This window comes from Hydrogenophaga sp. (genome assembly GCF_965657535.1).
Classification (GTDB): domain Bacteria; phylum Pseudomonadota; class Gammaproteobacteria; order Burkholderiales; family Burkholderiaceae_C; genus Hydrogenophaga.
Genome location: NZ_CBFHOP010000001.1, coordinates 141904 through 166770 on the forward strand (window position 1 = coordinate 141904; position 24867 = coordinate 166770).

At 65.3% G+C, this 24867-nt stretch carries 23 protein-coding genes and 1 riboswitch; of the genes, 10 read left to right on the forward strand and 13 right to left on the reverse strand.

Annotation, left to right across the window (positions count from 1 at the left end):
- The first annotated feature begins 19 nt into the window (after positions 1 to 19).
- Complete coding sequence (locus ACTG4K_RS00800) at positions 20 to 946, forward strand: D-hexose-6-phosphate mutarotase (RefSeq protein WP_439112292.1); 927 nt, start codon at positions 20 to 22, stop codon at positions 944 to 946.
- Here the strand turns inward: ACTG4K_RS00800 and metH are convergent.
- Positions 918 to 3614 carry a methionine synthase gene (gene metH / locus ACTG4K_RS00805; protein WP_439112647.1) on the reverse strand — a complete coding sequence of 899 codons (2697 nt, stop codon included), beginning with the start codon at positions 3612 to 3614 and terminating at the stop codon, positions 918 to 920. The two genes, ACTG4K_RS00800 and metH, sit on opposite strands and share 29 nt — an antisense overlap.
- Before the next feature lie 91 nt (positions 3615 to 3705).
- A riboswitch (S-adenosyl-L-homocysteine riboswitch) is annotated at positions 3706 to 3814 on the reverse strand.
- 300 nt (positions 3815 to 4114) lie between these two features.
- Between metH and ACTG4K_RS00810 the strand changes: the two genes are divergently transcribed.
- Positions 4115 to 5728: a sigma 54-interacting transcriptional regulator gene (locus ACTG4K_RS00810; RefSeq protein ID WP_439112293.1), complete on the forward strand. Its 1614-nt coding sequence runs from the start codon at positions 4115 to 4117 to the stop codon at positions 5726 to 5728.
- Positions 5729 to 5879: 151 nt separating this feature from the next.
- On the opposite strand, the gene ACTG4K_RS00815 is transcribed toward ACTG4K_RS00810, so the two are convergent.
- The gene (locus ACTG4K_RS00815; RefSeq protein ID WP_439112294.1) at positions 5880 to 6137 is read right to left on the reverse strand and encodes an SWIB/MDM2 domain-containing protein; all 258 of its coding nucleotides are present in this window, start codon (positions 6135 to 6137) and stop codon (positions 5880 to 5882) included.
- Between the two features lie 261 nt (positions 6138 to 6398).
- Here ACTG4K_RS00815 and ACTG4K_RS00820 point away from each other — a divergent pair, with 261 nt between their 5' ends.
- The 5 genes from ACTG4K_RS00820 (at position 6399) to ACTG4K_RS00840 (ending at position 11518) form a co-directional block, all read left to right on the forward strand.
- The gene (locus tag ACTG4K_RS00820) at positions 6399 to 7118 is read left to right on the forward strand and encodes an enoyl-CoA hydratase/isomerase family protein (protein WP_439112295.1); all 720 of its coding nucleotides are present in this window, start codon (positions 6399 to 6401) and stop codon (positions 7116 to 7118) included.
- Between the two features lie 369 nt (positions 7119 to 7487).
- Complete coding sequence (locus tag ACTG4K_RS00825) at positions 7488 to 8378, forward strand: sulfurtransferase (protein ID WP_439112296.1); 891 nt, start codon at positions 7488 to 7490, stop codon at positions 8376 to 8378.
- Between the two features lie 59 nt (positions 8379 to 8437).
- Positions 8438 to 9007: an OsmC family protein gene (locus tag ACTG4K_RS00830; protein WP_439112297.1), complete on the forward strand. Its 570-nt coding sequence runs from the start codon at positions 8438 to 8440 to the stop codon at positions 9005 to 9007.
- A gap of 70 nt (positions 9008 to 9077) precedes the next feature.
- Entirely contained in the window at positions 9078 to 10223 is a 1146-nt protein-coding gene (locus ACTG4K_RS00835) for an acyl-CoA dehydrogenase family protein (RefSeq protein WP_439112298.1), read from the forward strand.
- Positions 10220 to 11518 carry an FAD-dependent oxidoreductase gene (locus ACTG4K_RS00840; protein ID WP_439112299.1) on the forward strand — a complete coding sequence of 433 codons (1299 nt, stop codon included), beginning with the start codon at positions 10220 to 10222 and terminating at the stop codon, positions 11516 to 11518. The genes ACTG4K_RS00835 and ACTG4K_RS00840 overlap by 4 nt, the downstream gene beginning before the upstream one ends.
- Before the next feature lie 88 nt (positions 11519 to 11606).
- Here the strand turns inward: ACTG4K_RS00840 and ACTG4K_RS00845 are convergent, their stop codons facing one another.
- Entirely contained in the window at positions 11607 to 12248 is a 642-nt protein-coding gene (locus ACTG4K_RS00845; RefSeq protein WP_439112300.1) for a Crp/Fnr family transcriptional regulator, read from the reverse strand.
- A gap of 129 nt (positions 12249 to 12377) precedes the next feature.
- On the opposite strand from ACTG4K_RS00845, the gene ACTG4K_RS00850 reads away from it, so the two are divergent.
- On the forward strand, positions 12378 to 13157 hold the full coding sequence (locus ACTG4K_RS00850) for a DUF4395 domain-containing protein (RefSeq protein ID WP_439112301.1): 780 nt from the start codon (positions 12378 to 12380) through the stop codon (positions 13155 to 13157).
- Positions 13158 to 13212: 55 nt separating this feature from the next.
- On the opposite strand, the gene ACTG4K_RS00855 is transcribed toward ACTG4K_RS00850, so the two are convergent.
- Both ACTG4K_RS00855 and ACTG4K_RS00860 read right to left on the reverse strand, forming a co-directional pair.
- Positions 13213 to 14310 (reverse strand): NAD(P)-dependent alcohol dehydrogenase, encoded by a 1098-nt coding sequence (locus ACTG4K_RS00855; RefSeq protein WP_439112302.1) that lies wholly within the window; start codon positions 14308 to 14310, stop codon positions 13213 to 13215.
- Between the two features lie 190 nt (positions 14311 to 14500).
- Positions 14501 to 15532, reverse strand: coding sequence for an RNA methyltransferase (locus ACTG4K_RS00860; RefSeq protein WP_439112303.1), 1032 nt, complete (start codon positions 15530 to 15532; stop codon positions 14501 to 14503).
- Positions 15533 to 15633: 101 nt separating this feature from the next.
- Here ACTG4K_RS00860 and ACTG4K_RS00865 point away from each other — a divergent pair, with 101 nt between their 5' ends.
- Positions 15634 to 16497: a pirin family protein gene (locus ACTG4K_RS00865; RefSeq protein ID WP_439112304.1), complete on the forward strand. Its 864-nt coding sequence runs from the start codon at positions 15634 to 15636 to the stop codon at positions 16495 to 16497.
- A 52-nt stretch (positions 16498 to 16549) separates the two neighbouring features.
- On the opposite strand, the gene ACTG4K_RS00870 is transcribed toward ACTG4K_RS00865, so the two are convergent.
- From ACTG4K_RS00870 to ACTG4K_RS00900, 7 genes are all read right to left on the reverse strand, one after another.
- Positions 16550 to 17017, reverse strand: coding sequence for a DUF1348 family protein (locus ACTG4K_RS00870; RefSeq protein ID WP_439112305.1), 468 nt, complete (start codon positions 17015 to 17017; stop codon positions 16550 to 16552).
- A gap of 244 nt (positions 17018 to 17261) precedes the next feature.
- Positions 17262 to 17705 (reverse strand): cyanase, encoded by a 444-nt coding sequence (cynS, locus tag ACTG4K_RS00875; protein ID WP_439112306.1) that lies wholly within the window; start codon positions 17703 to 17705, stop codon positions 17262 to 17264.
- Between the two features lie 141 nt (positions 17706 to 17846).
- Positions 17847 to 18719, reverse strand: coding sequence for an ABC transporter ATP-binding protein (locus ACTG4K_RS00880; protein ID WP_439112307.1), 873 nt, complete (start codon positions 18717 to 18719; stop codon positions 17847 to 17849).
- On the reverse strand, positions 18709 to 19572 hold the full coding sequence (ntrB, locus tag ACTG4K_RS00885) for a nitrate ABC transporter permease (RefSeq protein WP_439112308.1): 864 nt from the start codon (positions 19570 to 19572) through the stop codon (positions 18709 to 18711). Before ntrB ends, ACTG4K_RS00880 begins: the two co-directional genes overlap by 11 nt.
- A 2-nt stretch (positions 19573 to 19574) precedes the next feature.
- Positions 19575 to 20981 carry a CmpA/NrtA family ABC transporter substrate-binding protein gene (locus ACTG4K_RS00890; protein ID WP_439112309.1) on the reverse strand — a complete coding sequence of 469 codons (1407 nt, stop codon included), beginning with the start codon at positions 20979 to 20981 and terminating at the stop codon, positions 19575 to 19577.
- 156 nt (positions 20982 to 21137) lie between these two features.
- Positions 21138 to 21821: a response regulator gene (locus tag ACTG4K_RS00895; RefSeq protein WP_439112310.1), complete on the reverse strand. Its 684-nt coding sequence runs from the start codon at positions 21819 to 21821 to the stop codon at positions 21138 to 21140.
- A complete protein-coding gene (locus tag ACTG4K_RS00900; RefSeq protein WP_439112311.1) occupies positions 21818 to 23026 on the reverse strand; it encodes a PAS domain-containing sensor histidine kinase in 1209 nt (402 codons plus the stop codon). Before ACTG4K_RS00900 ends, ACTG4K_RS00895 begins: the two co-directional genes overlap by 4 nt.
- Positions 23027 to 23131: 105 nt before the next feature.
- Here ACTG4K_RS00900 and ACTG4K_RS00905 point away from each other — a divergent pair, with 105 nt between their 5' ends.
- Entirely contained in the window at positions 23132 to 23761 is a 630-nt protein-coding gene (locus ACTG4K_RS00905) for a cyclic nucleotide-binding domain-containing protein (RefSeq protein WP_439112312.1), read from the forward strand.
- 19 nt (positions 23762 to 23780) lie between these two features.
- On the opposite strand, the gene ACTG4K_RS00910 is transcribed toward ACTG4K_RS00905, so the two are convergent.
- Positions 23781 to 24731 carry a TerC family protein gene (locus ACTG4K_RS00910; protein ID WP_439112313.1) on the reverse strand — a complete coding sequence of 317 codons (951 nt, stop codon included), beginning with the start codon at positions 24729 to 24731 and terminating at the stop codon, positions 23781 to 23783.
- Positions 24732 to 24867 lie beyond the last annotated feature (136 nt).

Consider the following 24867-nt stretch of genomic DNA (forward strand, 5'->3'; position numbering starts at 1 on the left):
GCACCCAACTGAGTCGCCCATGACGCTCCAAGGCCTGAACGGAGCGTACGCGCTGGCCCACCACCTCAGCTTTGCCGCCGGACCGGGCGGCCTGCCCTGTGTGCAGGTGCGCAACGCGCACGCCGCAGCGGTGGTGTCTTTGTATGGTGGGCAGGTGCTAGCGTACCGGCCGGTAGGTGCAGAGGCCGATGTGCTGTTCCTCAGTGAACAGGCAAGTTTTGATGCCGGCAAGGCCATTCGCGGTGGTGTGCCGGTGTGCTGGCCGTGGTTTGGGCACGACCCGAAAGGCCTTGGGCGGCCAAACCACGGTTTTGCGCGCATCCGGCTGTGGTCGGTGCTGCGCACGGGCACCACGCCAGCGGGCGACACACAGGTCACGCTCGGCCTGGTGGACACGCCCGAGACGCAGGCCATATGGCCGCATGCGTTCGAGCTGACGTTGCAGATCACCGTGGGTACCACGCTGCGGCTGGCGCTGACCACGCGCAACACGGGCAATGCGCCGTTTGAGATCACGCAGGCGCTGCACAGTTATTTCACGGTGGGCGACATTGCACAAACCACCGTGACCGGGCTGCACGGCTGCCATTACACCGACAACGCCGCCAGCGCAGGCGGTGCGGTGAAGCAGCAAACGGGTGCGGTGCGTTTCACCTCCGAGGTGGACCGCATATACACCGAGGTGCCCCCCGAGCTGGCGGTTGAAGACGCGGCGCTGCAACGCACCATCGGCATCCGTTCTGAAGGCACCCGCACCGCCGTGGTGTGGAACCCAGGGGCGGCCTTGGCTGCCGGCATGGCCGATCTGCCCGACGAGGCCTACCAGCGCTTCGTGTGCGTGGAAACGGCCAACGCGGGTGACGAGGTGTTGAGCGTGCCCGCCGGCGATGAACACCGGCTGGTGGCCCACATAGGGCTCAAAGGTTGGTGCCCAGCCAGCGCTTGAGTTCGGCCACCGCCACGCCGCTGCGCGCGGCCAGGTCTTGCACCTGGTCTTCACCGAGTTTGCCCACGTTGAAGTAGGTGCTTTCGGGGTGCGCCAGGTAGAAGCCGCTCACGCTGGCGGCTGGTGTCATGGCCAGGCTTTCGGTCAGGCCCATGCCAATGTCGTCGCACTGCAGCAGCGCAAACATCGCGCGCTTGACCGAGTGGTCCGGGCAGGCCGGGTAACCCGGCGCAGGGCGGATGCCCTGGTACTTTTCTTTGATCAGCTCTTCATTGCTCAGTGCCTCGTCGGCCGCGTAGCCCCACAGGTCGGTGCGCACGCGGTGGTGCAGGCACTCGGCAAAGGACTCGGCCAGCCGGTCGGCCAGGGCCTTGAACAGGATCGCGTTGTAGTCGTCGTGCGCGTCGAGAAACTGCTTTTCTTTCTTCTCGGCGCCCAGCCCAGCGGTCACGGCGAACAAGCCCACATAGTCGTTGGCCACGCCCTTGGGCGCCACAAAGTCGGCCAGGCAGCGGCTGGGGCGCATCACGCCATCCGCCTCCTGCTTCTCGGTCTGCTGGCGCAGGCCGTGCCAGGTCAGCGCCACCTGGCTGCGTGTTTCGTCCGTGTACAGCTCAATATCGTCGTCGCGCGCGGTGTTGGCTGGGTACAAGCCAATCACACCGTTGGCGCTGAGCCAGCGGCCTTCGATGATCTTTTTCAGCATGGCCTGCGCGTCGGCAAACACCTTGCGGGCCTGCTCACCCACCACCTCGTCTTGCAAGATGGCGGGGTACGGGCCGGCCAGATCCCAGGTCTGGAAGAACGGTGCCCAATCGATGTACTTTGCGATCTCGGCGAGGTCGAAGTTTTTGAACTGCCGCTTGCCAATGAACTTCGGCTTCGGCGCTTGGAACGCGGCCCAGTCGATGGTGGTCTTGTTGGCACGCGCCTGGGCCAGCGGCCACAGCGGCACCTGCTTTTTGTTGGCGTGCTGCGTGCGCACCTTGTCGTAGTCGGCGTTCAAGTCGGCAATGTATTGGGCCGCCTGGTCGCTCAGCAAACCCTGCGCCACGCTCACACTGCGCGAGGCGTCGGGCACATACACCACCGGGCCGCTGTAGTGCGGCGCGATCTTCACGGCGGTGTGCACGCGGCTGCAGGTGGCGCCACCAATCAGCAGCGGAATCTGCGCGTCGCGGAAGTGCGCGTCCTTCTCCATCTCACTGGCCACGTACTGCATTTCTTCCAGGCTGGGCGTGATCAGGCCCGAGAGGCCCACGATGTCGGCGCCCTCTTTCTTCGCCATCGCCAGGATCTCGTGGCAGGGCACCATCACGCCCATGTTCACCACCTCGAAGTTGTTGCACTGGAGCACCACGGTGACGATGTTTTTGCCGATGTCGTGCACGTCGCCTTTTACCGTGGCAATCACGATCTTGCCTTTGGTTTTCACGTCTTCACCGGCCGCGGCTTGCGCCAGTTTTTCGGCTTCGATGTAAGGCAGCAGGTGGGCCACCGCCTGCTTCATCACGCGCGCGCTCTTCACCACCTGCGGCAGAAACATCTTGCCCTGGCCAAACAGGTCGCCCACCACGTTCATGCCGTCCATGAGCGGGCCTTCAATCACGTTCAGCGGGCGCCCGCCATCGGCCTCGATCAGGCGCCACATTTCTTCGGTGTCTTCGGTGATGAACCCGTTCATGCCACGCACCAGCGCGTGGCTCAGCCGCTCGCGAATGGGCAGGCCGCGCCATTCGTTCTTCTTGCTGTCGTCCTTGGCCGCGCCCTTGGCGTTTTCGGCCACTTCCACCAGCCGCTCGCCGGCGTCGGCGCGGCGGTTCAGCACCACGTCTTCCACCCGCTCGCGCAGCTCGGGCTCCAGCTCGTCGTACACGCCCACCATGCCCGCGTTGACGATGCCCATGTCCATGCCCGCCTGGATGGCGTGGTACAGGAACACGGTGTGGATGGCTTCGCGCACCGGGTCGTTGCCCCGGAAGCTGAACGACACGTTGGACACACCGCCGCTCACCTTGGCGCCGGGCAGGTTGGCTTTGATCCAGCGCGTAGCGTTGATGAAATCGACCGCGTAGTTGTTGTGCTCTTCAATGCCGGTGGCGATGGCAAAGATGTTGGGGTCGAAGATGATGTCTTCGGGTGGGAAACCCACCTCGTCCACCAGCACCCGGTAGGCGCGTTCGCAGATCTCGATCTTGCGCTCGTAGGTGTCGGCCTGGCCTTTTTCGTCAAAGGCCATCACCACGGCCGCAGCGCCGTAGCGCTTCACCAGCCCGGCCTGGCGCTTGAACTCGTCCACGCCCTCTTTCATGCTGATGGAGTTGACGACGCCCTTGCCCTGCACGCAGCGCAGGCCGGCCTCGATCACGTCCCACTTGGAGCTGTCCACCATCACCGGCACGCGCGCAATGTCGGGCTCACCTGCGATCAGGTTGAGGAACTTCACCATCGCGGCCTGGCTGTCGAGCATGGCCTCGTCCATGTTGATGTCGATGATCTGCGCGCCGTTTTCCACCTGCTGGCGCGCCACGGCCAAGGCCTGCTCGTACTCGCCGTTCAAAATCATGCGGGCGAAGGCCTTGGAGCCGGTCACGTTGGTCCGTTCGCCCACGTTGACGAACAGGCTGCCTTCAGCGATGCGCAGCGGCTCCAGGCCGGACAGCAGCATGGGCGGCACGGCCACGGACGAAGCGGAAACAGCAGAAGATGCGGAAGGGGCAGAAACAACGGACATGAGGCTCACCAGGGTTGCAGACTGAAACTGGTGAGCGCCGTTGGGGGCGGGCGGGCCCGCGGGGCGGTGGACGCCCGGTGTCTCAAGCCTGACACGCATCCGGTGGATGGCGCGCTGCAGCGCTCCTTGAGAGGGCGCAATTTTAAGGCATGGACCCGGCGGCGCGTGGGTGGTGGGCGTGAGCGCTCCTGGCCAGGTTCAGCGGCCGAGCAGATCTGCCTGGGCCTGTTTTGCGTGAGGTGGTCGCACCACCCTCTCAACGAAGCCTGGCCAGCAGCCCCAACAGCCAGCAAAACGGATGATTTGCAAGCGCCTGCCTCGCGCGTGTGAAAGCCTTCTTTGATGTGATGGCAGGGTTTTAAAGCCTGCTTTGCCGTGGTTCAACGCGCGGCTGGTGCGATGTTTGCTTGCAGCATTCGCAACGCCCCACGCCCATGCCACCGCACCACCCCATTGCCGACACCGGCACCACCACCGCCACCGACTGGCCGACCCAGGAACTCCTGCTCATGCGCGAGGTGATGAAGCTGGTGGGCCGGAGCCTGGCGCCGGCGTTTGTGCTGCGCGAAATGCTGCACTTGATGAGCGAGCTGCTGGGCCTGAACCGGGGCCGCATGGTGCTGGCCGACGAGGTATTGCCCGGCCAGCCGCGCACGGCTTCGGTGCGCCACGCCTACGGTCTCACCGCCGACGAAGCGGCGCGAGGCGTGTTTCGCTGGGGCGAAGGCATCACCGGGCGGGTGTTGGCCACCGGGCTGCCCGCCATCACGCAAGACGTGGACGCCGAGCCGCTGTTTTTGTTTCGTACCGTGGCCCGGGCCGAGCTGCCGCCGCAAACCGTGGCCTACATAGCGCTGCCCATTGACATCAACGGCGCCACGGTGGGCGTGCTGGCCTGCCACCGCATACGCAGCCGCCAGCGCCACCTGAACGACGACCTGGCCGTGCTGCGCCTGCTGGCCACGCTGGCCGGCCAGCTGCTGCAGCTGGAACAGCTGGTGGCCGAGCAAACCCGCCAGCTGCAAGCCCGCAACGCCGTGCTGACCCGCGCGCTCGACACCCACACCGCCCGCTACGGCCTCATTGGCCGCTCGCCCGCGCTCTTGCAGGCGCTGGGCGAGCTGGAGCGCGTGTCGCAATCGCAAGCCACGGTGCTGCTGCTGGGCGAATCGGGCACTGGCAAGGAGCTGTTTGCCCGCGCCGTGCACCTGGCCAGCGGCCGGCACGCCCAGCCTTTCATCAAGGTCAACTGCTCGGCCATCCCCGAAACGCTGTTTGAGAGCGAACTGTTTGGCCACGAGCGCGGCGCCTTCACCGGCGCCCACAGCGCGCGCCCCGGCTGGTTTGAGCAGGCCAACGGCGGCACCATTTTTCTGGACGAAATGGGCGAGCTGCCCCTGGCCATGCAAAGCAAGCTGCTGCGCACCCTGCAAGAAGGCACGCTGGTGCGCCTGGGCGGCCAGCGCGAACTGCGCATCGACGTGCGGCTGGTGGCCGCCACCAACCGCGACCTGGCCCGCGAAGTGCAAGCCGGCCGATTCCGGCAAGACCTGTATTACCGGCTCAACGTCATCCCCATACGCCTGCCCAGCCTGCGCGAACGCCGCGAAGACGTGCGCGCCCTGGCGCTGCATTTTGTGAGCCGCGCCAACCAGGCCCACCAGCGCAACGTGTACCTGGCACCCGACGCGCTGGCCCGGCTGGAAGCCCACGACTGGCCCGGCAACATACGGGAGCTGGGCAACCTGATTGAGCGCCTTGTGCTGCTGGCCGACCACACCTTGGTGAACGCCGCTGCGCTGGAACGCTTCATGCCCGAAGCCCTGGCACCGGACCTGCGCCACGCACCCGGCGCAGCGCCCTTGGCCCAGCCTTCATCTGCACCGGCCGGCCTGGTGCGCGACTACCAAAGCGCCGGCTCACACAGCCCGCAAACGCTGCAAGAAGCCCTGGCGCAGCACCACGGCAACCAGTCGCGCGCAGCGCAAAGCCTGGGGCTCACGCTGCGGCAGTTTGCCTACCGGCTGCGCAAGGCGGGTTTGCGGTGAGGGGGTGTGAGCGACGGCGGAAGCCCCTGGATTGAGGCAACGGCTACGGCCAGGTGCGGCCCGTCGCGTGGGGTAGGCGCTGCCGTTGCTGCCCGTGCGCATGAGCCCTGCAGGCTCACCGCACGGCGCCGGGCCCAGGCGCCGGGGCGGGTTAGCTGAGGTGCTTGCCCACCAGCCCGGTCATTTCGAACATGGTGACTTCATCTTTGCCGAACACAGCCTTGAGCTTGGCGTCTGCCAAGATGTTCCGCTTGTTCTTCGGGTTCTGCAGATTGTTGGCCTTGATGTATTCCCACATGAGCTTCACCACTTCGGTGCGGGGTTGCGGCGTTGCACCGATCACAGCGGCCAGCTCGGCGCTGGGGGTGAGGGCACGGTTGAATGCGGTTGGCTTCTTGGCAGTGGTCATGTGAAACTCATCGGTTGAAACGGCTCATTCTAGGGCGTGCCCCAGATCCCCGGGTAACCGTCCGCCACCGAACCAGCGGGACCGGGAGTTTCGGTGTCTGGAGCAGGCGCATGGTCGGTGACGGCGCTGCGCGGGGTCCGATGGCCGGAATCGGCTTGGAGCGGACAGTGCCGACGAACCCCGTTGGTCGCGAAAGACACGTTTTGCGCCTCCTGATCGGAACGATCTTGCAATAACAGGGGGAGAACACAATCAACGGGTATGACCAACCCCAAACTCTTCTGCGAAATCCATGACGGGACCATGATCTTGTCGATGAACCGGCCTGAGAAGCTCAACGCGATTGACAACGAGCTCTCTAACGAACTGCTCAAAGCGTTGCACGCAGCGAACGACGACACATCCGTGCGCGTTGTGTTGCTCAGAGGCAATGGCAGAGCCTTCTGCGCGGGACGGGACATATCCGCCGCCCCGACGGAAGAGGATTTGACTTCGGTCCAAGCGGTTGCAAAAGCCATCGTCAGCTTGTCAAAGCCTGTCGTTGTGGCCGTTCATGGCTGGACCGTTGGCGCCGGCCTGGAGTGGATGCTCAACGCAGATGTGGTGGTGGCTGCATCCAGCGCTCGTTTCAAGTTGCCCGAGGCATCCATGGGTGTGTTCGTGACGGGAGGTCTGATAGCGACTCTTCCTGCCTATGCGGGTGTTGCACGGGCCAAAGCACTCATGCTGCTTGGCGAAGAGTTCTCTGCGAACGACGCGCAATCGTGGGGGCTCATCTGGCGTGTTGTCGAGTCTGAAGCGCTGGAGTCAGAGTCAAAGCGAGTCGCCCAAAAGCTGGCATCGCTAAAACCCGAGGTGGCCGCTCGCTTTAAGCGCGCGCTGAACGAGGTAGGACTTCATCACTTCTCCCGAGCCATCGATATCGAGAACGAGGCCCAAAGATTTCTCGGGGCCAGCCCGTCACGCACAGCAGATACCTGAAGCCTGCGACGGCCTCCGGCATGGCTTTGTTGTTCGATGCGCCGGATGGGGTTTGAATGCGGGCGGAGCGGGCGCCTGCTCTGGGGTCGAGGCCTGCCCTGGATCCCGCCAGCCCCCACACCCTGCCCCAGTCGCAATCGCCAATCGCCAATCGCCAATCGCCAATCGCCACTGTGTCAACACAATGTCGACACAGTGGCGATGACCAGCGCCGCCACCCGCTAGCGCAGCACGGCGAAAAGGCAAAAAACTCCAAACAAATCAATTACTTGCACGCAGCACCGCCACTGCGCGCCGTCCTGGCACGTCCTTTGCAATGAAGCTTGCAGGCCATCCCGCCTGCCGACCTTCACGAGAGGACTTTTTGCTATGAGCATTGACGCCACCCTGATCGCGCCCGCCCAACTCGCTGCGCTGCAAGCCACCGAGCCGGTGGTGCTGATTGACACCCGCGACGCGGACACCTTTGCCGCTGGGCACATTCCGGGCGCGGTGAATTTGCGGGAGGTTTTCACGTTTTTGGCCACGTCCACGCCGGAGGGCTTGAACGAATTGAAGGCCACGTTTGCGCAGGCGCTGGGCGCAGCGGGGCTTTCGGGGGCGGAGACGGCGGTGTTTTACGAAGACGCGATGGACAGCGGCTACGGCCAGTCTTGCCGGGGCTACTACCTGCTGACCTGGCTGGGCTACCCCAAGATCAAGGTGCTCAACGGTGGCTTTTCGGCCTGGAAGGCGGCCGGCCTGCCCGTGTCTACCGAAGTGGCCACGCCCACACCGGCCACGTTCCCCGAGCGGCCTATGGCCGACGTGATGCTGACACAGGCCGATGTGTTGGCCGCGCTGGGCACGGGCACGGTGTTGCTGGACGTGCGCGACGTGGACGAGTGGATTGGCGACAGCTCCAGCCCCTACGGCAAAGACTTTGCGCCGCGCAAGGGCCGCCTGCCGGGCGCGAAGTGGGTGGAGTGGTACCGCTTCATGAAGCCTTCGGGCCAGGGCCCGGTGTTCAAAACGCCGGATGAGGTGCGCGCGGAATGCGCTACCGCCGGCATTGCGCCGGACGACACGGTGTACCTGTATTGCTTCAAGGGGGCACGGGCTTCCAACACATTTCTGGCGCTGAAGCAGGCGGGCTTTTCTGATGTGCGCATGTACTTTGGTTCGTGGAACGAGTGGTCGCGCGACGAGCGCTTGCCGATTGAAACCGGGCTGCCGGTGGCAAAGGCCAGCAAACAACCTGCGCTGGCGATGGCGGCCTGAACCTGCTTCTTTTCTTCTCCCTTCCCTTTTCCCCAACCCTGTCCACCTTGGAAACCTTTATGTCTTCTACCGAACTGCTCGAACCCACCGCCGCTGTGTCCACCGTGAAGGCGTATTTGCGCCCGATTGACGGCACAGGCCTGGCCACGTTTGCCGCCAAGGGCCAGGCCAACCCGGCCAGCCGGGGCACGAACAAGGTGCACACCGTGATGGAGGGCCAGTACCGCTCGCTGAGCTATGTGGGCAACCACGCGCCGGTGGTGGTGGACGAGCCGCTGCACCTGTTTGGCGAAGACACGGCGCCGGCGCCGGGCGAGATTGTGCTGTCGGGCCTGGGCGGCTGCATTGCCGTGGGCGTGACGGCCGTGGCCACCTGGAAGGGCGTGAAGCTGAGCAAGCTCGAGGTGTTCATGGAAGGTGACATTGGCAACCCGGCTGCCTGGGGCGCGGGTGGCGCGCTGGAGAAAACGCCGCCTGAAATGGGCTTTCAGGCCATTCGCGTGAAGGTGCTGGTGGAAGGCGACGCGAGCCGCGAGGTGCTGGACGAGATCGTGCAGCACGCCAACTTTTATTCGCCGGTGGCCAACAGCATGCGCAACCCGATTCCGTTCGAGATTTCCATGGCCTGAGCCACCCTCACCCCGGCCCTCTCCCGCGAGCGGGAGAGGGCGTGAACGCAACACCACCCCTGGACCCGCCATGAACCCCGCCGACCTGCCACCCGAACTCGCCACCCCCACTGAGCACAACCTGCTGGCCGCCGTGCGCGCTATTGCCCAAGGCCCGCTGGCCGAACAGGTGGAGGGCATTGACCGCGAAGGCCACTACCCGCGCGCGGTGTTGCAGCAGCTGGCGGCAGCCGGCGCCATGAGCGCGCACCTGGCGGCCCCCGCAGGCCGGGGCGACTACGGCCTGGCCATACGCGCCATGGCCGAGGCCTCGCGTGTGTGCGGCGCCACCGGCTTCATGATGTGGTGCCAGGCGGTGTGCGGGCTGTATCTGGAGCAGTCGGGCAACCCGGCGCTCACGGGCGACGCGCTGATGCAAATGGCCAGCGGCGCGCGGCTGGGCGGCACGGCGCTGTCCAACCCGATGAAGAGCTACGCGCAGATTGAAAGCCTGCTGCTGAAAGCCACGCCGGTGGAGGGCGGCTACCTGGTGAACGGCACGTTGCCCTGGGTGAGCAACCTGGGGCCCGACCACTGCTGCGGCGCCATTGCGGCGGTGGAGGCCGATGGCCAGAGCCTGGGCAAAGAGGTGATGTTTTTGCTGCGCTGCGACGCGCCGGGCGTGACGATGCGCGACTGCCCCAGCTTTTCGGCGATGGAAGGCACGGGCACCTGGGCGCTGCACCTGAAAGATTACTTTGTGGGCGCGGGCGAGCTGATTGCCGACCCGGCCAAACCCACCATTGCCCGCATCCGCGCAGCCTTTGTGATGCTGCAATGCGGCATGGCGGTGGGCGTGACGCAGGGCGCCATCGACAGCATGTGGGCGGTGGAGGCGCAGCTGGGCCATGTGAACCAGTTTCTGGAAGACCGGCCCGACGCGCTGCAGGCCGAGCTGGACGCGCTCACCGAGCGCGTGATGAAGATGGCCGAGACGCCGTTTGACGGCAGCACCGCATTTTTCATTGACGTGCTGGACGCTCGCGCCCACGGCGCCGAGCTGTGTCTGCGCGCCGCGCAGTCGGCCCTGATGCACCAGGGCGCACGCGGCTACCTCATGAGCTCGGACGTGCAGCGCCGCGTGCGCGAGTCGCACTTTGTGGCCATCGTCACGCCGGCCATCAAACACCTGCGCAAAGAGATTGCGCGGCTGTCGGCCGAGGAGATGCCGGTATGAGCGCCCTGTCCCACATCTTCGGCGAGGTGCGCGACCTGCCGTTGGCCGCCCCCGTGCTGCCCAAGGCCGCCGGCCAACCGTTTCGCCAATACATTTGCGACGCCTGCGGCTACATCTACGACGAAGCCGTGGGCGATGCCGACAGCGGCCTGGCCGCCGGCACGAGGTTCGAAGACATTCCCGACGACTGGTATTGCCCGCTGTGCGGCGTCACCAAAAACGACTTTGCGTTGTACGAGGCCCCCAGCATCGAAGCCCTGCGCGCGCAGGCCAGCCGCCACGTGCCGGTGTGGAACGCAGCCACGCGCCACCAGGCGGGTGTGGTGATCGTGGGGGGCGGCCGAGCCGGCTGGCAAGTGGCCGAAGCGCTGCGCGCGCTGGACGCAGCACTGCCCATCACGCTCGTGAGCGCTTGCGCCGCCGACGTGTACGACAAGCCCATGCTGTCCATTGCCATGGCGCGGCAGCTGGACCTGACCCGGCTGGTGAAAGAAACCGGTGCGGATGCCGCGCGCCGCCTCAAGCTGCGCCTGCTGGCCCACACCGACGCCGTGCGCATCTGCACCGACACCCGCACGCTGCGCACCACACGCGGCACGCTGCGCTACGACCACCTGGTGCTGGCCCACGGCGCGCAAGCCGCCCTGCCCCCGGCGCTGCCCGCCGCGCTGTGCTGGCGCATCAACCACCTGGGCGCTTACCAGCGGCTGCGCGCCGCGCTGGGCGATTCAGCGAAAGACGTGGTGATCGTGGGCGCCGGCCTGATTGGCAGCGAACTCGCCAACGACCTCGCCCTGGGCGGCCACCGCGTCACATTGCTGGACGTGATGGCACAGCCGCTGGCGCGCTGGCCCGGCGAGCAAGCCGGCACACCGCTGCTGGCCGCATGGCAAGACCTGCCCATCCAATTCAAAGGCGGTGTGCAGGTAGCCAGCGTGGAAAAGCTGGGCGCACGCTACCGCGTCACCACCGCCTGCGGCCAGCGCTTTGCCGCCGACCAGGTGATCGCCGCCGCCGGCCTGGCCACCCCGCCGCGCCTGGCACAAAGCGCCGCCCTGGCCTGGCACAACGGCATTGCGGTGGAGCCCCAAGGCCTGCGCACCAGCGTGGAGCGCATCCACGCGCTGGGCGACTGCATCACCGTCAACGGCCAGGCCAGCCGCTTCATCGAACCCATTGCCCGGCAGGCCCGCAGCATCGCCGCCGCCATCACCGGCGCAGCCCCCGTGCCCTACGAGACCCGGCCAGCGGTGGTGCGCGTGAAGACGACCACGCATCCGCTGACGCTGCATTGAGCGGCGCACCGCTCAAGGTGTTGCTTCGTTGACCAGCGTTGTTGGCATGCGTACCCCCGGCGAAAAAAGCCACCGGCGTTGCCTCCGTTCAGGCGACCGGCAGCAACCGCAGCACCCCGTCCTCACGCGCTACGCGGCCAGCCAGCTCTAGGGCCGCGAGTGCGCGGTACAGCGCCTCGTGCGTCACACCGAGTTCGGCGGCGAGCGACTTCAGGCCGCCCGGCACCGGGTAGCGCCCTGCTTCGCCTTCGGTGGCCAGCAGGTGCAGCACCCGGTCTTGCACGCGGTGCAGCACCAGCCGCTCGCACTGCAGCCGCAGGCGGCGCACTTCGCGGTTGAGCATGCCGATCCAGCGCGAGGCAAAGGCCGGGTCGCTGGCCAGCGCCGCGCGCACGGCTGGCACCGGCACGCGGGTGATGTGGGCGTCGGTGAGCACCCGGGCGTCGCAGTGGTAGCGCTCAAACTGCAGGCTGGCCTCGCCAATGAAACCGCGCCGTGTGCGCTGCAACACCACCACTTCGCCGTGCAGGCCGGGGCGCTCCAGCACCGCTTCGCCGCGTTGAATGAAAAACAGATGCGCCGGGCGGGCGCCGGTGGCAAACAAGCGCGAGCCCCGCACCGGGTCCAAAGCGCTGCACAGCGGGTGCAAGGCCGGAGGCAGCAGCGCGGCCAGGTCGGGCGGCAACACGGGCGCTGAGCCGGCAAAGGCCTCGGTGGTTAGGGCTTTCATATGATTTTGATCATAGGTGCAGAGGGTGCACCTGATGAATACTGCGCAACCCAGTGGGGCATGTTTGGTGCCCCGCGCTGGGATTTTTCAGCCTGTCTTTCCTTGATCCGCTTCCAACCGCAACCCACCATGTCCCTTTTTCAGTTTGGTCAGACCCGCCCCGAATTTGCCGTACCCGTGCTCAACGAACGGGCGGTGCGCGCCAGCGCTGGCGTTTTGTTTGCGGTGGCGCTGATCGCCTTCATGCACGCGTTTTTGCTGGGCAACTTCCAGCCCACACGGGTGTTTGTGGTGGCCTTTGTCATTGAATTTGCGCTGCGCCTGTTCGTCAACCCGCAGCTGGCGCCGGTTTACAGGCTGGGTCAGTGGGTGGTGCGCCACCAGCAACCCGAGTGGGTGGGCGCGCCCCAAAAGCGCTTTGCCTGGGGCATGGGCCTGGCGCTGGGCCTGAGCATGTTCTGGCTGCTGGTGGTGCAGCAGGTCATTGGGCCGGTCAACATGCTGGTGTGTGGCCTGTGCCTGGTGTTTATGTTTTTTGAGTCGGCCTTTGGCATTTGCATTGGCTGCAAGGTTTACAACCTGTTCAACAAAGAACAAGCCCAGCTGTGCCCCGGCGGTGTGTGCGAAACCAGCCCGGCGCCCCGCGAACGCTTGCCCGCCAACACCCGCGCCGCGCAGGCCGCTGTGCTGCTGGGCTTTGCGGTGGCGGTGCTGGGCAGCGCCCGCTGGGTAAGCGACAACGCCATGCCCACGCCCGCCATGTGGCAAACCACACCGGCCGGCAGCAGCGCGCCCGCCGTGGGCGCAACCCCGGCCATTGACGCCGCCGAAGCCGAACGCTGCAAGGTGCCCGAATTCGCCAAGGCCATCGGCCATGAAGCCATGTGGAAGCTGCACAACGGCTGCTGACACGGACCCGCCCACCGCAGCGTGCGCCTGGGGTACCCGCTAGGCAGGCAGCCGCTTACGGCTTGATCGCGATCTTGAGCACGCCGTCGCGCTGGTGCGCAAACAGGTCGTAGGCGGCGACGATGTTTTCCAGCTTGTACTGGTGCGTGACCATGACGCCCAGATCGAGACGGCCAGACGCGAGCACATTCATCAGCCGGCGCATGCGCTCCTTGCCACCGGGGCAAAGGGCCGTTCTGATCTGGTGGTCGCCCAGCCCGGCGGCGAAGGCCGAGAGGGGAATGGTCAGGTCGGTTGAATACACGCCCAGGCTGGACAGCGTGCCGCCCGGCTTGAGCACGCGCAGCGCCGACTCGAAGGTGGACTGCAGGCCGAGCGCTTCAATGGACGAATCGGCACCGCGCCCGCCGGTGATCTTCATGATCTCTTCGACCACGTCGCACTTGTTGAAATTGAGCGTGAGGTCGGCGCCCAGTTGCTTCGAAATGCCGAGCCGGTGGTCGTTGCCGTCCACCGTGATGATGGTGCTGGCACCCAGCAGGCGGGCGCCAGCGGTGGCGCACAGGCCAATCGGGCCTTGGGCAAAGACCACCACGGTGTCGCCGATGCGGATGTTGGCGTTTTCCGCGCCCTTGAACCCGGTGGACATGATGTCCGGGCACATGAGCACCTGCTCGTCGGTGAGACCATCGGGAATGGGGGCGAGGTTGGCCTGGGCGTCGGGCACCAGCACGTATTCGGCCTGGGTGCCGTCGATCAGGTTGCCAAAGCGCCAGCCCGCCGTGGCTTTGAAGCCGTGGCAACCGCACAGGCCCATGGGCACGAGGTAGCTGCCGTCTTGCGAAGCCGCCCCGTCCTGGGCGGCGTAAGAATTGAAGTTGGGGCAGATGGCCCCGGCGATCACGCGCTGGCCTTCGGTGTAGCCCTGCACGGCGCTGCCCAGTTTTTCGATCACACCCACCGGCTCGTGGCCCACCGTCAAGCCCTTGGCCACGGGGTACTCGCCCTTCAAGATGTGCACATCGGTGCCGCAAATGGTGGTGGTGGTGATGCGCACCAGGGCATCGTTCGGCCCAACGTCCGGGATGCGCTTGTCGGTGATCTCGATGCGGCCGGGTTCGACAAACACGGCGGCTTTCATCATGGCGGTCATAAACACTCCTTGGATGGTGAACGACATGGGCGGGCAGGCCCAACCGTCGATGGACGACCCAACCTTTCCTGAGACTTTTCAGTCTACGCCCACGAGCGGTCCAAGAAGACTGATGTGCGTCAACCCAGGTGCACACCCCGCCGGCGACCGGCGCCGGAATGGGTTTGCCAACCGGTCAGCGCACCGCCCATCAGACCGCTTGCAGCGCAATCACCTTGCGTGCGGGCTTCTCTGCCCGCGCACGCAGCTGGCCACAGCCACCGTCCACGTCCTGCCCGGCCGACTGGCGCAGCTTGGTGAGAATGCCGCGCTGGTGCAGGCGGCGGGCCATGGCCGCGGCCTTTTCCCAGCTGGGGCGCTGGTAGGGCAGCTCGGGCACGGTGTTGTACGGAATCATGTTGAGGATGGCGTATTTGCCCGTGAGCAGGCGCACGATGCCGTCGATTTCTTCGTCGGTGTCGTTGATGCCTTCCAGCAGCGTCCACTGGTACTGAATGGGGTAGTCGGTGGCACGGGCGTAAACCTCGCCGGCTTGCACCAACTCTTCAGGCGACATACGCGGTGCGCGCGGCAGCAGCTGGGCGCGCAGGTCGGCGCGGGTGGTGTGCAGCGACAGCGCCAGCGCGGGCTTCACGCGGCCCAGCGGCAGCGCTTCAAACACGCGCGGGTCGCCCACGGTCGAAAACACCAGGTTTTTGTGGCCAATGTTGCCCACGGTGCCCAGCAGATCGATGGCTTCCATCACGTTGTCCAGGTTGTGCGCGGGCTCGCCCATGCCCATGAACACCACCTTTTTCACCGGCCTCTGGCATCGAGCCAGCACCACCTGCGCCACGATCTCGGCGCTGCCCACCTGGCGGATCAGCCCTGTGGTGCCGGTCATGCAAAACACGCAGCCCACCGCGCAACCGATCTGGGTTGACACGCATACGCCGTCCCGCGGCAGCAGCACGGTTTCCGCCAGCTGGCCGTCGGCCAGGCGCACCAGCAGGCGGGCCGAACCGTCGTCACCGGCGTGCGTCGATTCGAGCGTCGCCAGCGCGGCCAGCTCTTGCGCAATGGCGGGCAGCGCGGCCACCAGGGCGGCGGGCAAAAAATGCTGCAGCTCACGCCGGCCGCTGGTTTGCGGCAGGGCCTGGCTCCACAGGCGCAGCACGCGCTGCTGGTGGCGGGGGTTGGCGCCGAGCGCCCGCAGGCGCTCGCGCAGGTGTTCAATGCGCATGGGCTGGATTGTCCCTGAAGGCCACGCTCGCAGCCCCGCCAGCAGACAATGCCGGTGAACGCCAGCGACCGGACTCGGCGTGGCCCCACAGGAGAGCTTCCATGAAAAACGTGTCTTTTATCCAGCGCAATACCCAGGGCCATTGGGTGGGCGACGGCTTTCCCGTGCGCACGCTGTTTTCATACAACGCCAACGCCGCCGCGTTTTCGCCCTTCCTCATGCTCGACTACGGCGGCCCGACCACGTTTGACGCGACGACCAAGCGCCGCGGCGTGGGCGCGCACCCGCACCGGGGCTTCGAGACGGTGACCATCGTGTACGACGGCGAGGTGTCGCACCGCGATTCCACCGGCGCGGGCGGCACCATCGGCCCCGGCGATGTGCAGTGGATGACGGCCGCCGCCGGCATCGTGCACGAAGAGTTTCACAGCGAGGCCTTTGCCCGCAGCGGTGGGCCGTTTCAGATGGTGCAGCTGTGGGTGAACCTGCCGGCACACGACAAGATGGCGCCACCCGGCTACCAGGGCATCACCGTGGCGCAGACGCCCACCGTGGCCTTGCCCGATGGCGCAGGCACTGCACGCCTGATCGCGGGCGAGTGGCTGGGCGCCCAAGGCCCGGCCCACACCTTCACGCCCATGCAGGTGTGGGACGTGCAGATCAAGGCCGGCCACACCGTGACGCTGCCCGCGCCCGAGGGCCACACCACCGTGCCGCTGGTGCTGAAGGGCCGTGTGAAAACCCAGGGCGGTGCCGAGGCGAGCGACGCCGAAATGATCGTCTACGAGCGCAGCGGCGAGGGTGTGACGCTCACCGCCGTGACCGACACCACCTTGCTCTGGCTGGCGGGTGAGCCCATAGACGAACCGGTGGTGGGCTATGGGCCTTTCGTGATGAACACCGAAGCCGAGATTCACCAGGCGTTTGCCGACTACCAGAGCGGCAAGATGGGCCGCCTGGGGTGAGGTAGCCGGCTTTCGCGCGGATCAACCCACCCTACCGTTCGGGCGAAGCCCGTCAAAGCCCCAGCTGGCTCAACCCCGGGTGCTCGGCCGGGCGCGGGCCCAGCGGCCAGTGAAACAGGCGCTCGCTCGCGTGGATGGGCCGGTCGTTGATGCTGGCATGGCGCTGCTCCATGTAGCCCAGCGCGTTGAACTGCCAGTTTTCGTTGCCAAACGAGCGGAACCACTGGCCCGAGTCGTCGCGCCATTCGTAAACGAAGCGCACGGCGATTCGGTTGTCTGCAAACGCCCACAGCTCCTTGATGAGCCGGTAGTCCAACTCCTTGGCCCACTTGCGCACCAGAAAAGCGTGCACCTGCTCGCGGCCCACCGGAAACTCCGCGCGGTTGCGCCAGCGCGTGTCTTCGGTGTAGACCTTGACCACCCGGTCAGGGTCGCGGGTGTTCCAGGCGTCTTCCGCCATGCGCACCTTCTGCGCGGCGGTCTCGGACGTGAACGGCGGTAAAGGTGGACGAGGTTCCATGGAGGGATCAGCAGAGAAAAAAGGGGGGTCGAATGCCAAGCAGCGTCCGAAGCAAGGTGCCCGAAACCCAGGGCGCTGCGGAACGGGCTTTGCCCGGCCGCCAGCGCCGCCCCCTTGAGGGGGTCGCGCGAAGCGCGGCGGGGGTGGGCCATCTTCACCCAGGGGCGCAGTGGAACCGGCTTCGCCGGGCCACAGTGCGCCGTCCCCCCTTCAGGGGGGAAGCCGCGTCAGCGGCGCAGGGGGGTCAATATTGTTTATACGGAAGGAACTTGCCCGACATCACGATGTTCACGCGGTCACCGTTCGGGTCGGCCTGGCGCTGCATGTCCATCTTGAAGTCGATGGCGCTCATGATGCCGTCGCCAAACTCTTCGTGGATCAGCTCCTTGAAGGTGGTGCCGTACACGCTGATGAGTTCGTAGAAGCGGTAGATCAGCGGGTCGGTGGGCACGCTGGTGGGCAAAGAGCCTTTGTAGGGCACCACCATCAGCCACTTTTGCTCGTCGGCACTCAGGCCGAAGATCTTGCCCAGCACCTTGGCCTGCGCCGGGGTGGCCGTCATCTGGCCCAGGCACAGCGCCGTGGTCCATTCCTTGGACTGGCCCACTTTCTTGGCCACGTCGGCCCAGCTCAGGCCCTTGGTGACTTTGGTGGTGATGATTTTTTCGGTGACGTCGAGTCGGCTCATGGTGTTGCCTCTTGGTGGTTAAGACAGAAGGAAGAAACGGTGGAAAGAAGGGAGGTCGGTCGAGGGGCGCCGCGGAACCGGCTTTGCCGGGCCGCCAGCGCCGCCCCCTTGAGGAGGTCGCGCGCAGCGCGGCGGGGGTGGTCAATGCGCCTTCGCGCGACTGACGAGAAAATCAACAATGTGATTTCTGAGTTCGTAGTAGCCATCAAGATGGTGCAGCTGCGCGCGCGTGCGACTGCGCGGCAGCGGGTTGACCACCACCTCGGCCATGCCGCCGGGCTTGTAGCCTTGGTCGGTCTCGGTGCCGTTGCTCATGAGCAAGATGCGGTCGGCCAGCAAAATGGCCTCGTCCACGTCGTGCGTGATCATGAACACGGTCTGGTGCGTCTCGCGCACGATGCCCATCAGCTCGTCCTGGATGGTGCCGCGCGTGAGCGCGTCCAGCGCGCCAAAGGGCTCGTCGAGCAGCAGCATCTTGGGCTGAATGGCGAAGGCGCGCGCAATGCCCACGCGCTGCTTCATGCCGCCTGAGAGCTGGCTGGGTTTCTTGTCGATGGCGGGGCTCAGGCCCACCATGGCCACGTGCTTTTCCACCTGCCGGTCCACCTCCGCTTTGCCCCAGTCGGGCCAGCGCGACTTGACGGCAAAGGCGATGTTTTGCCGCACCGTGAGCCAGGGCATGAGCGCGTGGCTTTGAAACACCACACCACGCTCCAGGCTGGGGCCTGCGATCTCGCGACCGTCCATGAAGCAGTGGCCGCTGGTGGCGGTGTCGAGCCCGGCCAGCACGTTGAGCACGGTGGTTTTGCCGCAGCCGCTGTGGCCGATGATGCAGACGAACTCGCCCTTGTCGATGGTGAAGGACACGTCGGCAAACACCGGTTTGTCGGCCTGGTAGGCCTTGGCGAGGTGCTCGACTTTGAGGAAACCGGACATCGGAGAAACCTTTGCAGTGGGGGCGTTCACAAGAACAGAAAGGGCCGCGCTTTCGCGCACGCTGGCGTCACTCCACATAGGTCACCGCCTTTTGCAATTGCGCAAACATGAGGTCTAGCAACATGCCCACCACGCCGATCAACAACACGGCAAAGATCACGTTGGTGAGCGAGAGGTTGTTCCACTCGTTCCACACAAAATAACCCACGCCGGTGCCACCCACCAGCATCTCGGCGGCCACGATCACCAGCCAGGCAATGCCCATGCTGATGCGCATGCCGGTGAGGATGGTGGGCGCCGCCGCCGGCAGGATCACCTGAAACGCTTTGCGCAGCGGGTTCACTTCCAGCGTGCTGGCCACATTCAGCCACTCGCGCTTGACCGCCGCCACGCCAAACGCGGTGTTGATGAGCATGGGCCACACCGAGCAGATGAAGATGACGAAGATGCCGCTCACGTCCGAGTCTTTCAGCGTGTAAAGCGCGAGCGGCATCCAGGCCAGCGGACTGATGGGTTTGAGCACCTGCACGAACGGGTCAAACGCCTTGCGCATGAGTGGCGACATGCCGATGAGAAAGCCCAGCGGTATGGCCACCGCCATGGCCAGCGCAAAGCCCAGGCCCACGCGCCAGAGCGAATGCGCGAGCTGGATGCCAATGCCCTTGTCGTTCGGCCCTTTGTCGTAGAACGGGTCGGACAGGTGCACCCAGCTGGCCTTGGCCACTTCCAGCGGCGGTGGGAAGCCGGTGCTCTTTTCAGCCCCCGGGTCTTTGCCCATCATCTTGGCGTACTCGATTTCCTCGGCCGTCATGCCGGTGGAAGCCGCGCCAATGGAAGGGCCGGTGGTTGCCAGCTGCCACGCACCCACAAAGCAGATGAACAGCAGCAGCGAGACCACCGCCGCGCGCAAGTTGAGGCTGAGGACTTTCATGGTCAGGCGGCCTTTGAAATCGCGAAGCTCTTGAGGTATTCCTCGGGCTTGGCCGCATCAAACTCTTTGCCCATGATCTTGTGCTTCACATAAGCGGGGCCGGCTGCAAACGGCTGGCCCAGGTCTTTCATGTGCTTGCGTGCGTCGGTGATCAGGAACACTTTTTCAGCCACCTGCTTGTAGTTCACGTCGCCCTTGAGGTAGCCCCAGCGCTTCATCTGCGTGAGCATCCACACGGCCATGCTCTGCCAGGGCATGGGGTCGAAGTCGGCGCGGTCGGGCACGTTCTGGATCTTGCCCAGGCCGTCGGCAAACTTGCCGGTCAGCACCTGATTGATCACGGCCTCGGGCTGGTTCAGGTACTGGCTGGGCGCGATCACTTTGGCAATGAGTTCGCGGTTTTTCGGGTCGCGCGCCATGGCGGCCGATGTGAGCACCGCACGGTACAACGCCGCAAACGTGTTGGGGTTTTTCTGGATGAACTCGGTGCTGGTGCCAAACGCGCAGCAAGGGTGACCGTTCCACAGGTCTTTGGTCAACACGTGAATGAAACCCACTTCGTCGTACACCGCGCGCTGGTTGAACGGGTCTGGGCCGAGGAAGCCGTCGATGTTGCCGGCGCGCAGGTTGGCCACCATTTCGGCCGGCGGAATCACGCGCAGCTGCACGTCGGTGTCGGGGTTGATGCCGTTTTCGGCCAGGTAGTAGCGCAACAAGAAGTTGTGCATCGAATAGTCAAACGGAATGCCGAACTTGAAACCTTTCCAGTTTTTCGGGTCGCGGTTGTTCTTGTGTTTCAGCGCCAGCGTGATGGCCTGGCCGTTGATGTTCTGGATCGTGGCCACGTTCATGGGCGTGGCGTTGCTGCCCAGCCCCTGGCTGATGGCCAGCGGCATGGGCGACAGAAAGTGCGTGGCGTCGTATTCCTTGTTGATCATCTTGTCGCGCACCAGCGCCCAGCCGGCGGTCTTGGTGACTTCCACATTCAGGCCCTGCTTTTGGTAGAAGCCCAGCGGGTGCGCCATGATCAGCGGCGTGGCGCAGGTGATCGGGATGAAGCCGATCTTGAGGTTGGTTTTTTCCAGGCTGCCTTTTTCCTGCGCCATGGCCTGCATGCTGGCCACGGGCAACACACTGGCAATGGCCGCCATGGCCGTGCCCTTGCCCACCGCGCGCAGAAAGCGGCGGCGCTCTTCATCTTGCGGAAACAGCGCCTTCACCAGCGTGGCTTCAATGAACTCGTTGCTGTAGGCCTCGAACTCGGCGGTCTCGCTGCGCCGGCGCAGCTCGATGGCCGCGCTGTCGGCGGCCACCTCGGCGTGGTGGTCGGCCAGCGTGTGGTCGCGGCCACAGCTGCACTTCATCATCAGGGGACGGTCGGCGTTGTAGGGATCGAAGAATTCGGACATGGCACACCTCGTGAGTTGTAGACACGGTGTGCATTGCAAGCAGCGGGCCAACCTGCGTGCCAGGCGGCTGCATTTGCGCGCTGGCACGGCATTTCGCAGCAGTGGGCCCCACGCGGTGTAGGGCTGGCCCTACAAATGCCGCCCGAGCAGCCCCGTTCAGGCCGGTTTCGGGGCGCGCGCGTGGCGCTCGGCGTACAGCGCCAACTCCACGTCGTTCTTGGCGCCGGTCTTTTCCAGGATGCGCGCCCGGTAGGTGCTCACCGTGTTGGGCGCCAGGCCCAGCTGTGCACCAATTTCGCTCACGGTGCGGCCCTGCGTGAGCAGGCGGTAGACCTGGTATTCGCGGTGCGACAGCGCTTCAGGCCCGCCCTGGGCCGACGTGCTGCCCACGGCGGCAGCCAGCGCTTCGGCTGTGGCCTGGCTCAGAAACACCCCGCCGCCTGCGGCCTTGCGCACGGCGGCGAGCATGTCGTCGGGGTCGGCGCTTTTGTTCAGGTAGCCACAGGCGCCCAGGCGAATGCAGCGCACCGCGTATTGCTTTTCGGGGTAGGTGCTGAGCATGAGCACCGGCAAGCGTGGGTGTTCGCGCTTGAGCGCTTGCAGCACATCGAGCCCGTCCAGCCCGGGCATGGCGATGTCGAGCAACACCAGATCAAGCCCCAGCGGGCCGCCCAGTGCCTGCACCGTGGCCAGCACCTCGGTGCCGGTCTGCGATTCAGCCACCACCTGCACGTCGGGTGCATCGGCCAGGATCTGCTTGAGCCCTTCGCGCACGATACGGTGGTCGTCCCCGATCAGCACACGGATGGTTTCGGGCAGGGTGTCAAAAACGGTGTTCAAGCGGTGGCTCCGTCGGGCAAGGTGAGCGTGAGGCACAAGCGCGTGCCCCATCCTGGTGCGCTGGTGATGTGCACATCGCCCCCAAAGTGGCGTGCCCGCTCGCGCATGCCCATCACGCCGTAGGCGTCGGCGGCCTCAAAGGCCTGCGCCGGCGCACCCACGCCATTGTCTTGCACCGCCAGGCTCAGCAGCCGCGCCTGCACCCCAATGGACACCGTCAGGTGCCGGGCCTGCGCGTGACGACCCACGTTGCTCAGCATCTCCTGAAAAATGCGAAACACCGCCATGGCCAGCGGCTCGGGTGGCTCGGGCACGCCGTCCACGTCCAGGCACCAGTCCAGGGTCATTTCAGCCGACTGCACAAACTCCTGGGCCTGCCATTCCAGCGCAGCCCACAGGCCCTGGTGGTCCAGAATGCTGGGCCGCAGGTCGGTGATGATGCGGCCCACGTTGTCCACCGCGGTTTCAATCAGACGGCTCATGTTCTGGCATTTGCAGCGCATGCGCTCGCGCATGTCGCCCGCCGCCTCGGGGCTGCGCTGGGGCTGTTCGGCCAGGCGCTTGTCCATCCAGTTCACATCCATTTTCAGCGCCACCAGCAGGCTGCCCAGCTCGTCGTGCACCTCGCGCGCAATGCGGGTGCGCTCCTCTTCGCGAACGGTTTCAGACCAGGCGGCCAGCTCACGCACCTGCTTGAGCGCGGTGGCCAGCGCGAGCGTGCGCTCACCCACGCGCTCTTCCAGCTCGTCTTTGGCGCGCTGCAGCGCATCGGCCGCGCGCTTGCGCTCGGTGATGTCGACAAACGTGACCACCGCGCCGCGCACCTCGGCGCCGTCCAGGATGGGGTGGCTGGAATACTCCACCGGAAACGCCGTGCCATCGCGGCGCCAGAACACCTCGCTGTCGATGCGGCACGGCAAGCCCTGGCGAAAGGCGTTGAAGATGGGGCACTGCGCCTCGGGGTAGGGCGAGCCGTCGGCCCGGGCGTGGTGGGTCAGGTCGTGCATGTTGCGGCCCAGCAACTCGTCCGGCTCAAAGCCGATCATGCGAGCACCCGCCTGGTTGATGAACACACACAGCCCGTCCAGGTCCACCCCGTAAATGCCCTCACCGGTCGAGGCCAGCAGCAGCGCCAGCGGGTCGCGCCAGGCATCGGCGGTGGGCGACGGCGGGCGGCTGAACAGGGGGTGTGAATCAAAGGGCATGAAGCCCACAAGCAATCGATGTGCCAAAGCGGTGCATTTCTGGGCAACGGGCGTCGGCCAACAAAGGCAAAATGGCCCCTCACCGCCCAACCCGTACCCCGACCCATGGCCCTGTTCGACAAACTGTTTGGCGCTCACCGCGACAAAGACCTCCCCAGGTTGCGCCTGCCCACCGAACGCGAGGCGGCGGTGAGCGGTTCGTCCAGCGCCCACGAGGCGGCGCGCTTGCTGCGCGCACCCACCGCGCTGATGCAGCTGAGCGAGGCTGAAGCGCTCGCCGTGGTCAGCTTCATGACGCCGCGCCGTTTTCCCAGTGGCACCGCCATCATCCGGCAGGGTGAGACCACCGACACTGGTTTCATGGTGCTGGTGCTGGACGGCGAGATCACGGTGGAAAACCTGCTGGCGCGCTGCATCAACCCCATCACCGTCAACGTGCTGGGGCCAGGCAGCCTGATTGGCGAAATGGCCCTGGTGGACGGCGCCGCCCGCTCAGCCACCTGCACCGCCAGCACCGACGTGCGCTGCGCCGTGCTCACCCGCGAGGCCCTGGAAGCACTCATCGCCGAACAACCCGCCAACGCCGCCAAACTCATGACCGCTGTGGCGCAGCGCCTGGCTGAGCGGCTGAGAGAGAGCATCCACAAGCAACAGATTTACGGCAAGCTCGTGCAGTCGATGCAAGAAGAGCTGGACGCGCTGATACCCACGCACGACCGGCTCAACCCAGGCTGAGCCCTTGCCCGGCCCGCGCTCAGGTGTTGGGCGCCGTCTTGGCGCTCCAAACCATGGTGATGGCCAAAATGCCCAGCACCACGCCCAACGACACCGACACCGGAATCTTGAAGATGTCGATCAGCATCATCTTGGTGCCGATGAACACCAGGATCACAGCCAGGCCGTAGTTCAACAGGTGGAAACGGCTGGCCGCCGCCTGCAGCAGGAAGAACATGGCGCGCAGACCCAGAATGGCAAACACGTTGCTGGTCAGCACAATGAACGGGTCTTTGGTGATGGCGAAAATCGCCGGGATCGAGTCCACAGCAAAGATCACGTCGGTCATGGCCACCAGGGCAATCACCATCAGCAAAGGCGTTGCAATGCGCTTGCCGTTTTCAACGGTAAAGAACTTCTCGCCTTCGTACTCCTTGCTCACCGGCATCACCCGGCGCAGCAACTTCAGGGCCGGGTTGTCGTCCAGGTTGGACTCGGAATCCGCGCCCATCCACATCTTCACGCCGGTCAGGATCAGGAAAGCGCCGAACACATAAAGGATCCAGTGAAACTGGTCCAGCAGCCAGGCACCCACCAGAATCATGATGGTGCGCAGCACGATCGCGCCCAGAATGCCGATCATCAGCACCCGCTTCTGGAACGTGGGCGGCACCGCGAAGTAGGTAAAGATCAGCAGGAAGACAAAGATGTTGTCCACCGCCAGGCTCTTCTCGATCAGGTAGCCAGTGAGGAACTCCAGCGCCTTTTCGTTGGCGACCTCGACGGAACCGGTGGTGTCCTTGATGGCCCACCAGAGCAGGGCGTTGAACACCAGACTGACCGCCACCCAGGCCAGCGACCAGTACAGCGCCTCTTTGACGCCCACTTCATGGGCGCCCTGCTTGGAAAGCACGACAAAGTCGACGAACAAGGCGACGAGCACAAAGGCGACAAAAACGCCCCATAGCCAAAGGGGAGCAATGGTTTCCATAGAAATACCTTGAAGGACGGTGTTGAAAAACAAACACCCTCCAAGGTCTGGCCTGAACCAGGCACGTCACCCAGCCCGGAGTTTCCGGCGGCCGGATCGCATTGAACCAGGCCACGTATTGACGAAAACCCCACCC

Bases quoted from the DNA above. Each gene is read 5' to 3' on its own strand.
- ACTG4K_RS00820 (WP_439112295.1), top strand. From the start codon at position 6,399: ATGACCAACCCCAAACTCTTCTGCGAAATCCATGACGGGACCATGATC.
- ACTG4K_RS00855 (WP_439112302.1), bottom strand. From the start codon at position 14,310: ATGACCGCCATGATGAAAGCCGCCGTGTTTGTCGAACCCGGCCGCATC.
- ACTG4K_RS00860 (WP_439112303.1), bottom strand. From the start codon at position 15,532: ATGCGCATTGAACACCTGCGCGAGCGCCTGCGGGCGCTCGGCGCCAAC.
- ACTG4K_RS00800 (WP_439112292.1), top strand. From the start codon at position 20: ATGACGCTCCAAGGCCTGAACGGAGCGTACGCGCTGGCCCACCACCTC.
- ACTG4K_RS00850 (WP_439112301.1), top strand. From the start codon at position 12,378: ATGTCCCTTTTTCAGTTTGGTCAGACCCGCCCCGAATTTGCCGTACCC.
- metH (WP_439112647.1), bottom strand. From the start codon at position 3,614: ATGCTGCTGTCCGGCCTGGAGCCGCTGCGCATCGCTGAAGGCAGCCTG.
- ACTG4K_RS00880 (WP_439112307.1), bottom strand. From the start codon at position 18,719: ATGTGGAGTGACGCCAGCGTGCGCGAAAGCGCGGCCCTTTCTGTTCTT.
- ACTG4K_RS00910 (WP_439112313.1), bottom strand. From the start codon at position 24,731: ATGGAAACCATTGCTCCCCTTTGGCTATGGGGCGTTTTTGTCGCCTTT.
- ACTG4K_RS00810 (WP_439112293.1), top strand. From the start codon at position 4,115: ATGCCACCGCACCACCCCATTGCCGACACCGGCACCACCACCGCCACC.
- ACTG4K_RS00835 (WP_439112298.1), top strand. From the start codon at position 9,078: ATGAACCCCGCCGACCTGCCACCCGAACTCGCCACCCCCACTGAGCAC.
- ACTG4K_RS00830 (WP_439112297.1), top strand. From the start codon at position 8,438: ATGTCTTCTACCGAACTGCTCGAACCCACCGCCGCTGTGTCCACCGTG.
- ntrB (WP_439112308.1), bottom strand. From the start codon at position 19,572: ATGAAAGTCCTCAGCCTCAACTTGCGCGCGGCGGTGGTCTCGCTGCTG.
- ACTG4K_RS00905 (WP_439112312.1), top strand. From the start codon at position 23,132: ATGGCCCTGTTCGACAAACTGTTTGGCGCTCACCGCGACAAAGACCTC.
- ACTG4K_RS00900 (WP_439112311.1), bottom strand. From the start codon at position 23,026: ATGCCCTTTGATTCACACCCCCTGTTCAGCCGCCCGCCGTCGCCCACC.
- ACTG4K_RS00890 (WP_439112309.1), bottom strand. From the start codon at position 20,981: ATGTCCGAATTCTTCGATCCCTACAACGCCGACCGTCCCCTGATGATG.
- ACTG4K_RS00870 (WP_439112305.1), bottom strand. From the start codon at position 17,017: ATGGAACCTCGTCCACCTTTACCGCCGTTCACGTCCGAGACCGCCGCG.
- ACTG4K_RS00845 (WP_439112300.1), bottom strand. From the start codon at position 12,248: ATGAAAGCCCTAACCACCGAGGCCTTTGCCGGCTCAGCGCCCGTGTTG.
- ACTG4K_RS00815 (WP_439112294.1), bottom strand. From the start codon at position 6,137: ATGACCACTGCCAAGAAGCCAACCGCATTCAACCGTGCCCTCACCCCC.
- cynS (WP_439112306.1), bottom strand. From the start codon at position 17,705: ATGAGCCGACTCGACGTCACCGAAAAAATCATCACCACCAAAGTCACC.
- ACTG4K_RS00865 (WP_439112304.1), top strand. From the start codon at position 15,634: ATGAAAAACGTGTCTTTTATCCAGCGCAATACCCAGGGCCATTGGGTG.
- ACTG4K_RS00825 (WP_439112296.1), top strand. From the start codon at position 7,488: ATGAGCATTGACGCCACCCTGATCGCGCCCGCCCAACTCGCTGCGCTG.
- ACTG4K_RS00840 (WP_439112299.1), top strand. From the start codon at position 10,220: ATGAGCGCCCTGTCCCACATCTTCGGCGAGGTGCGCGACCTGCCGTTG.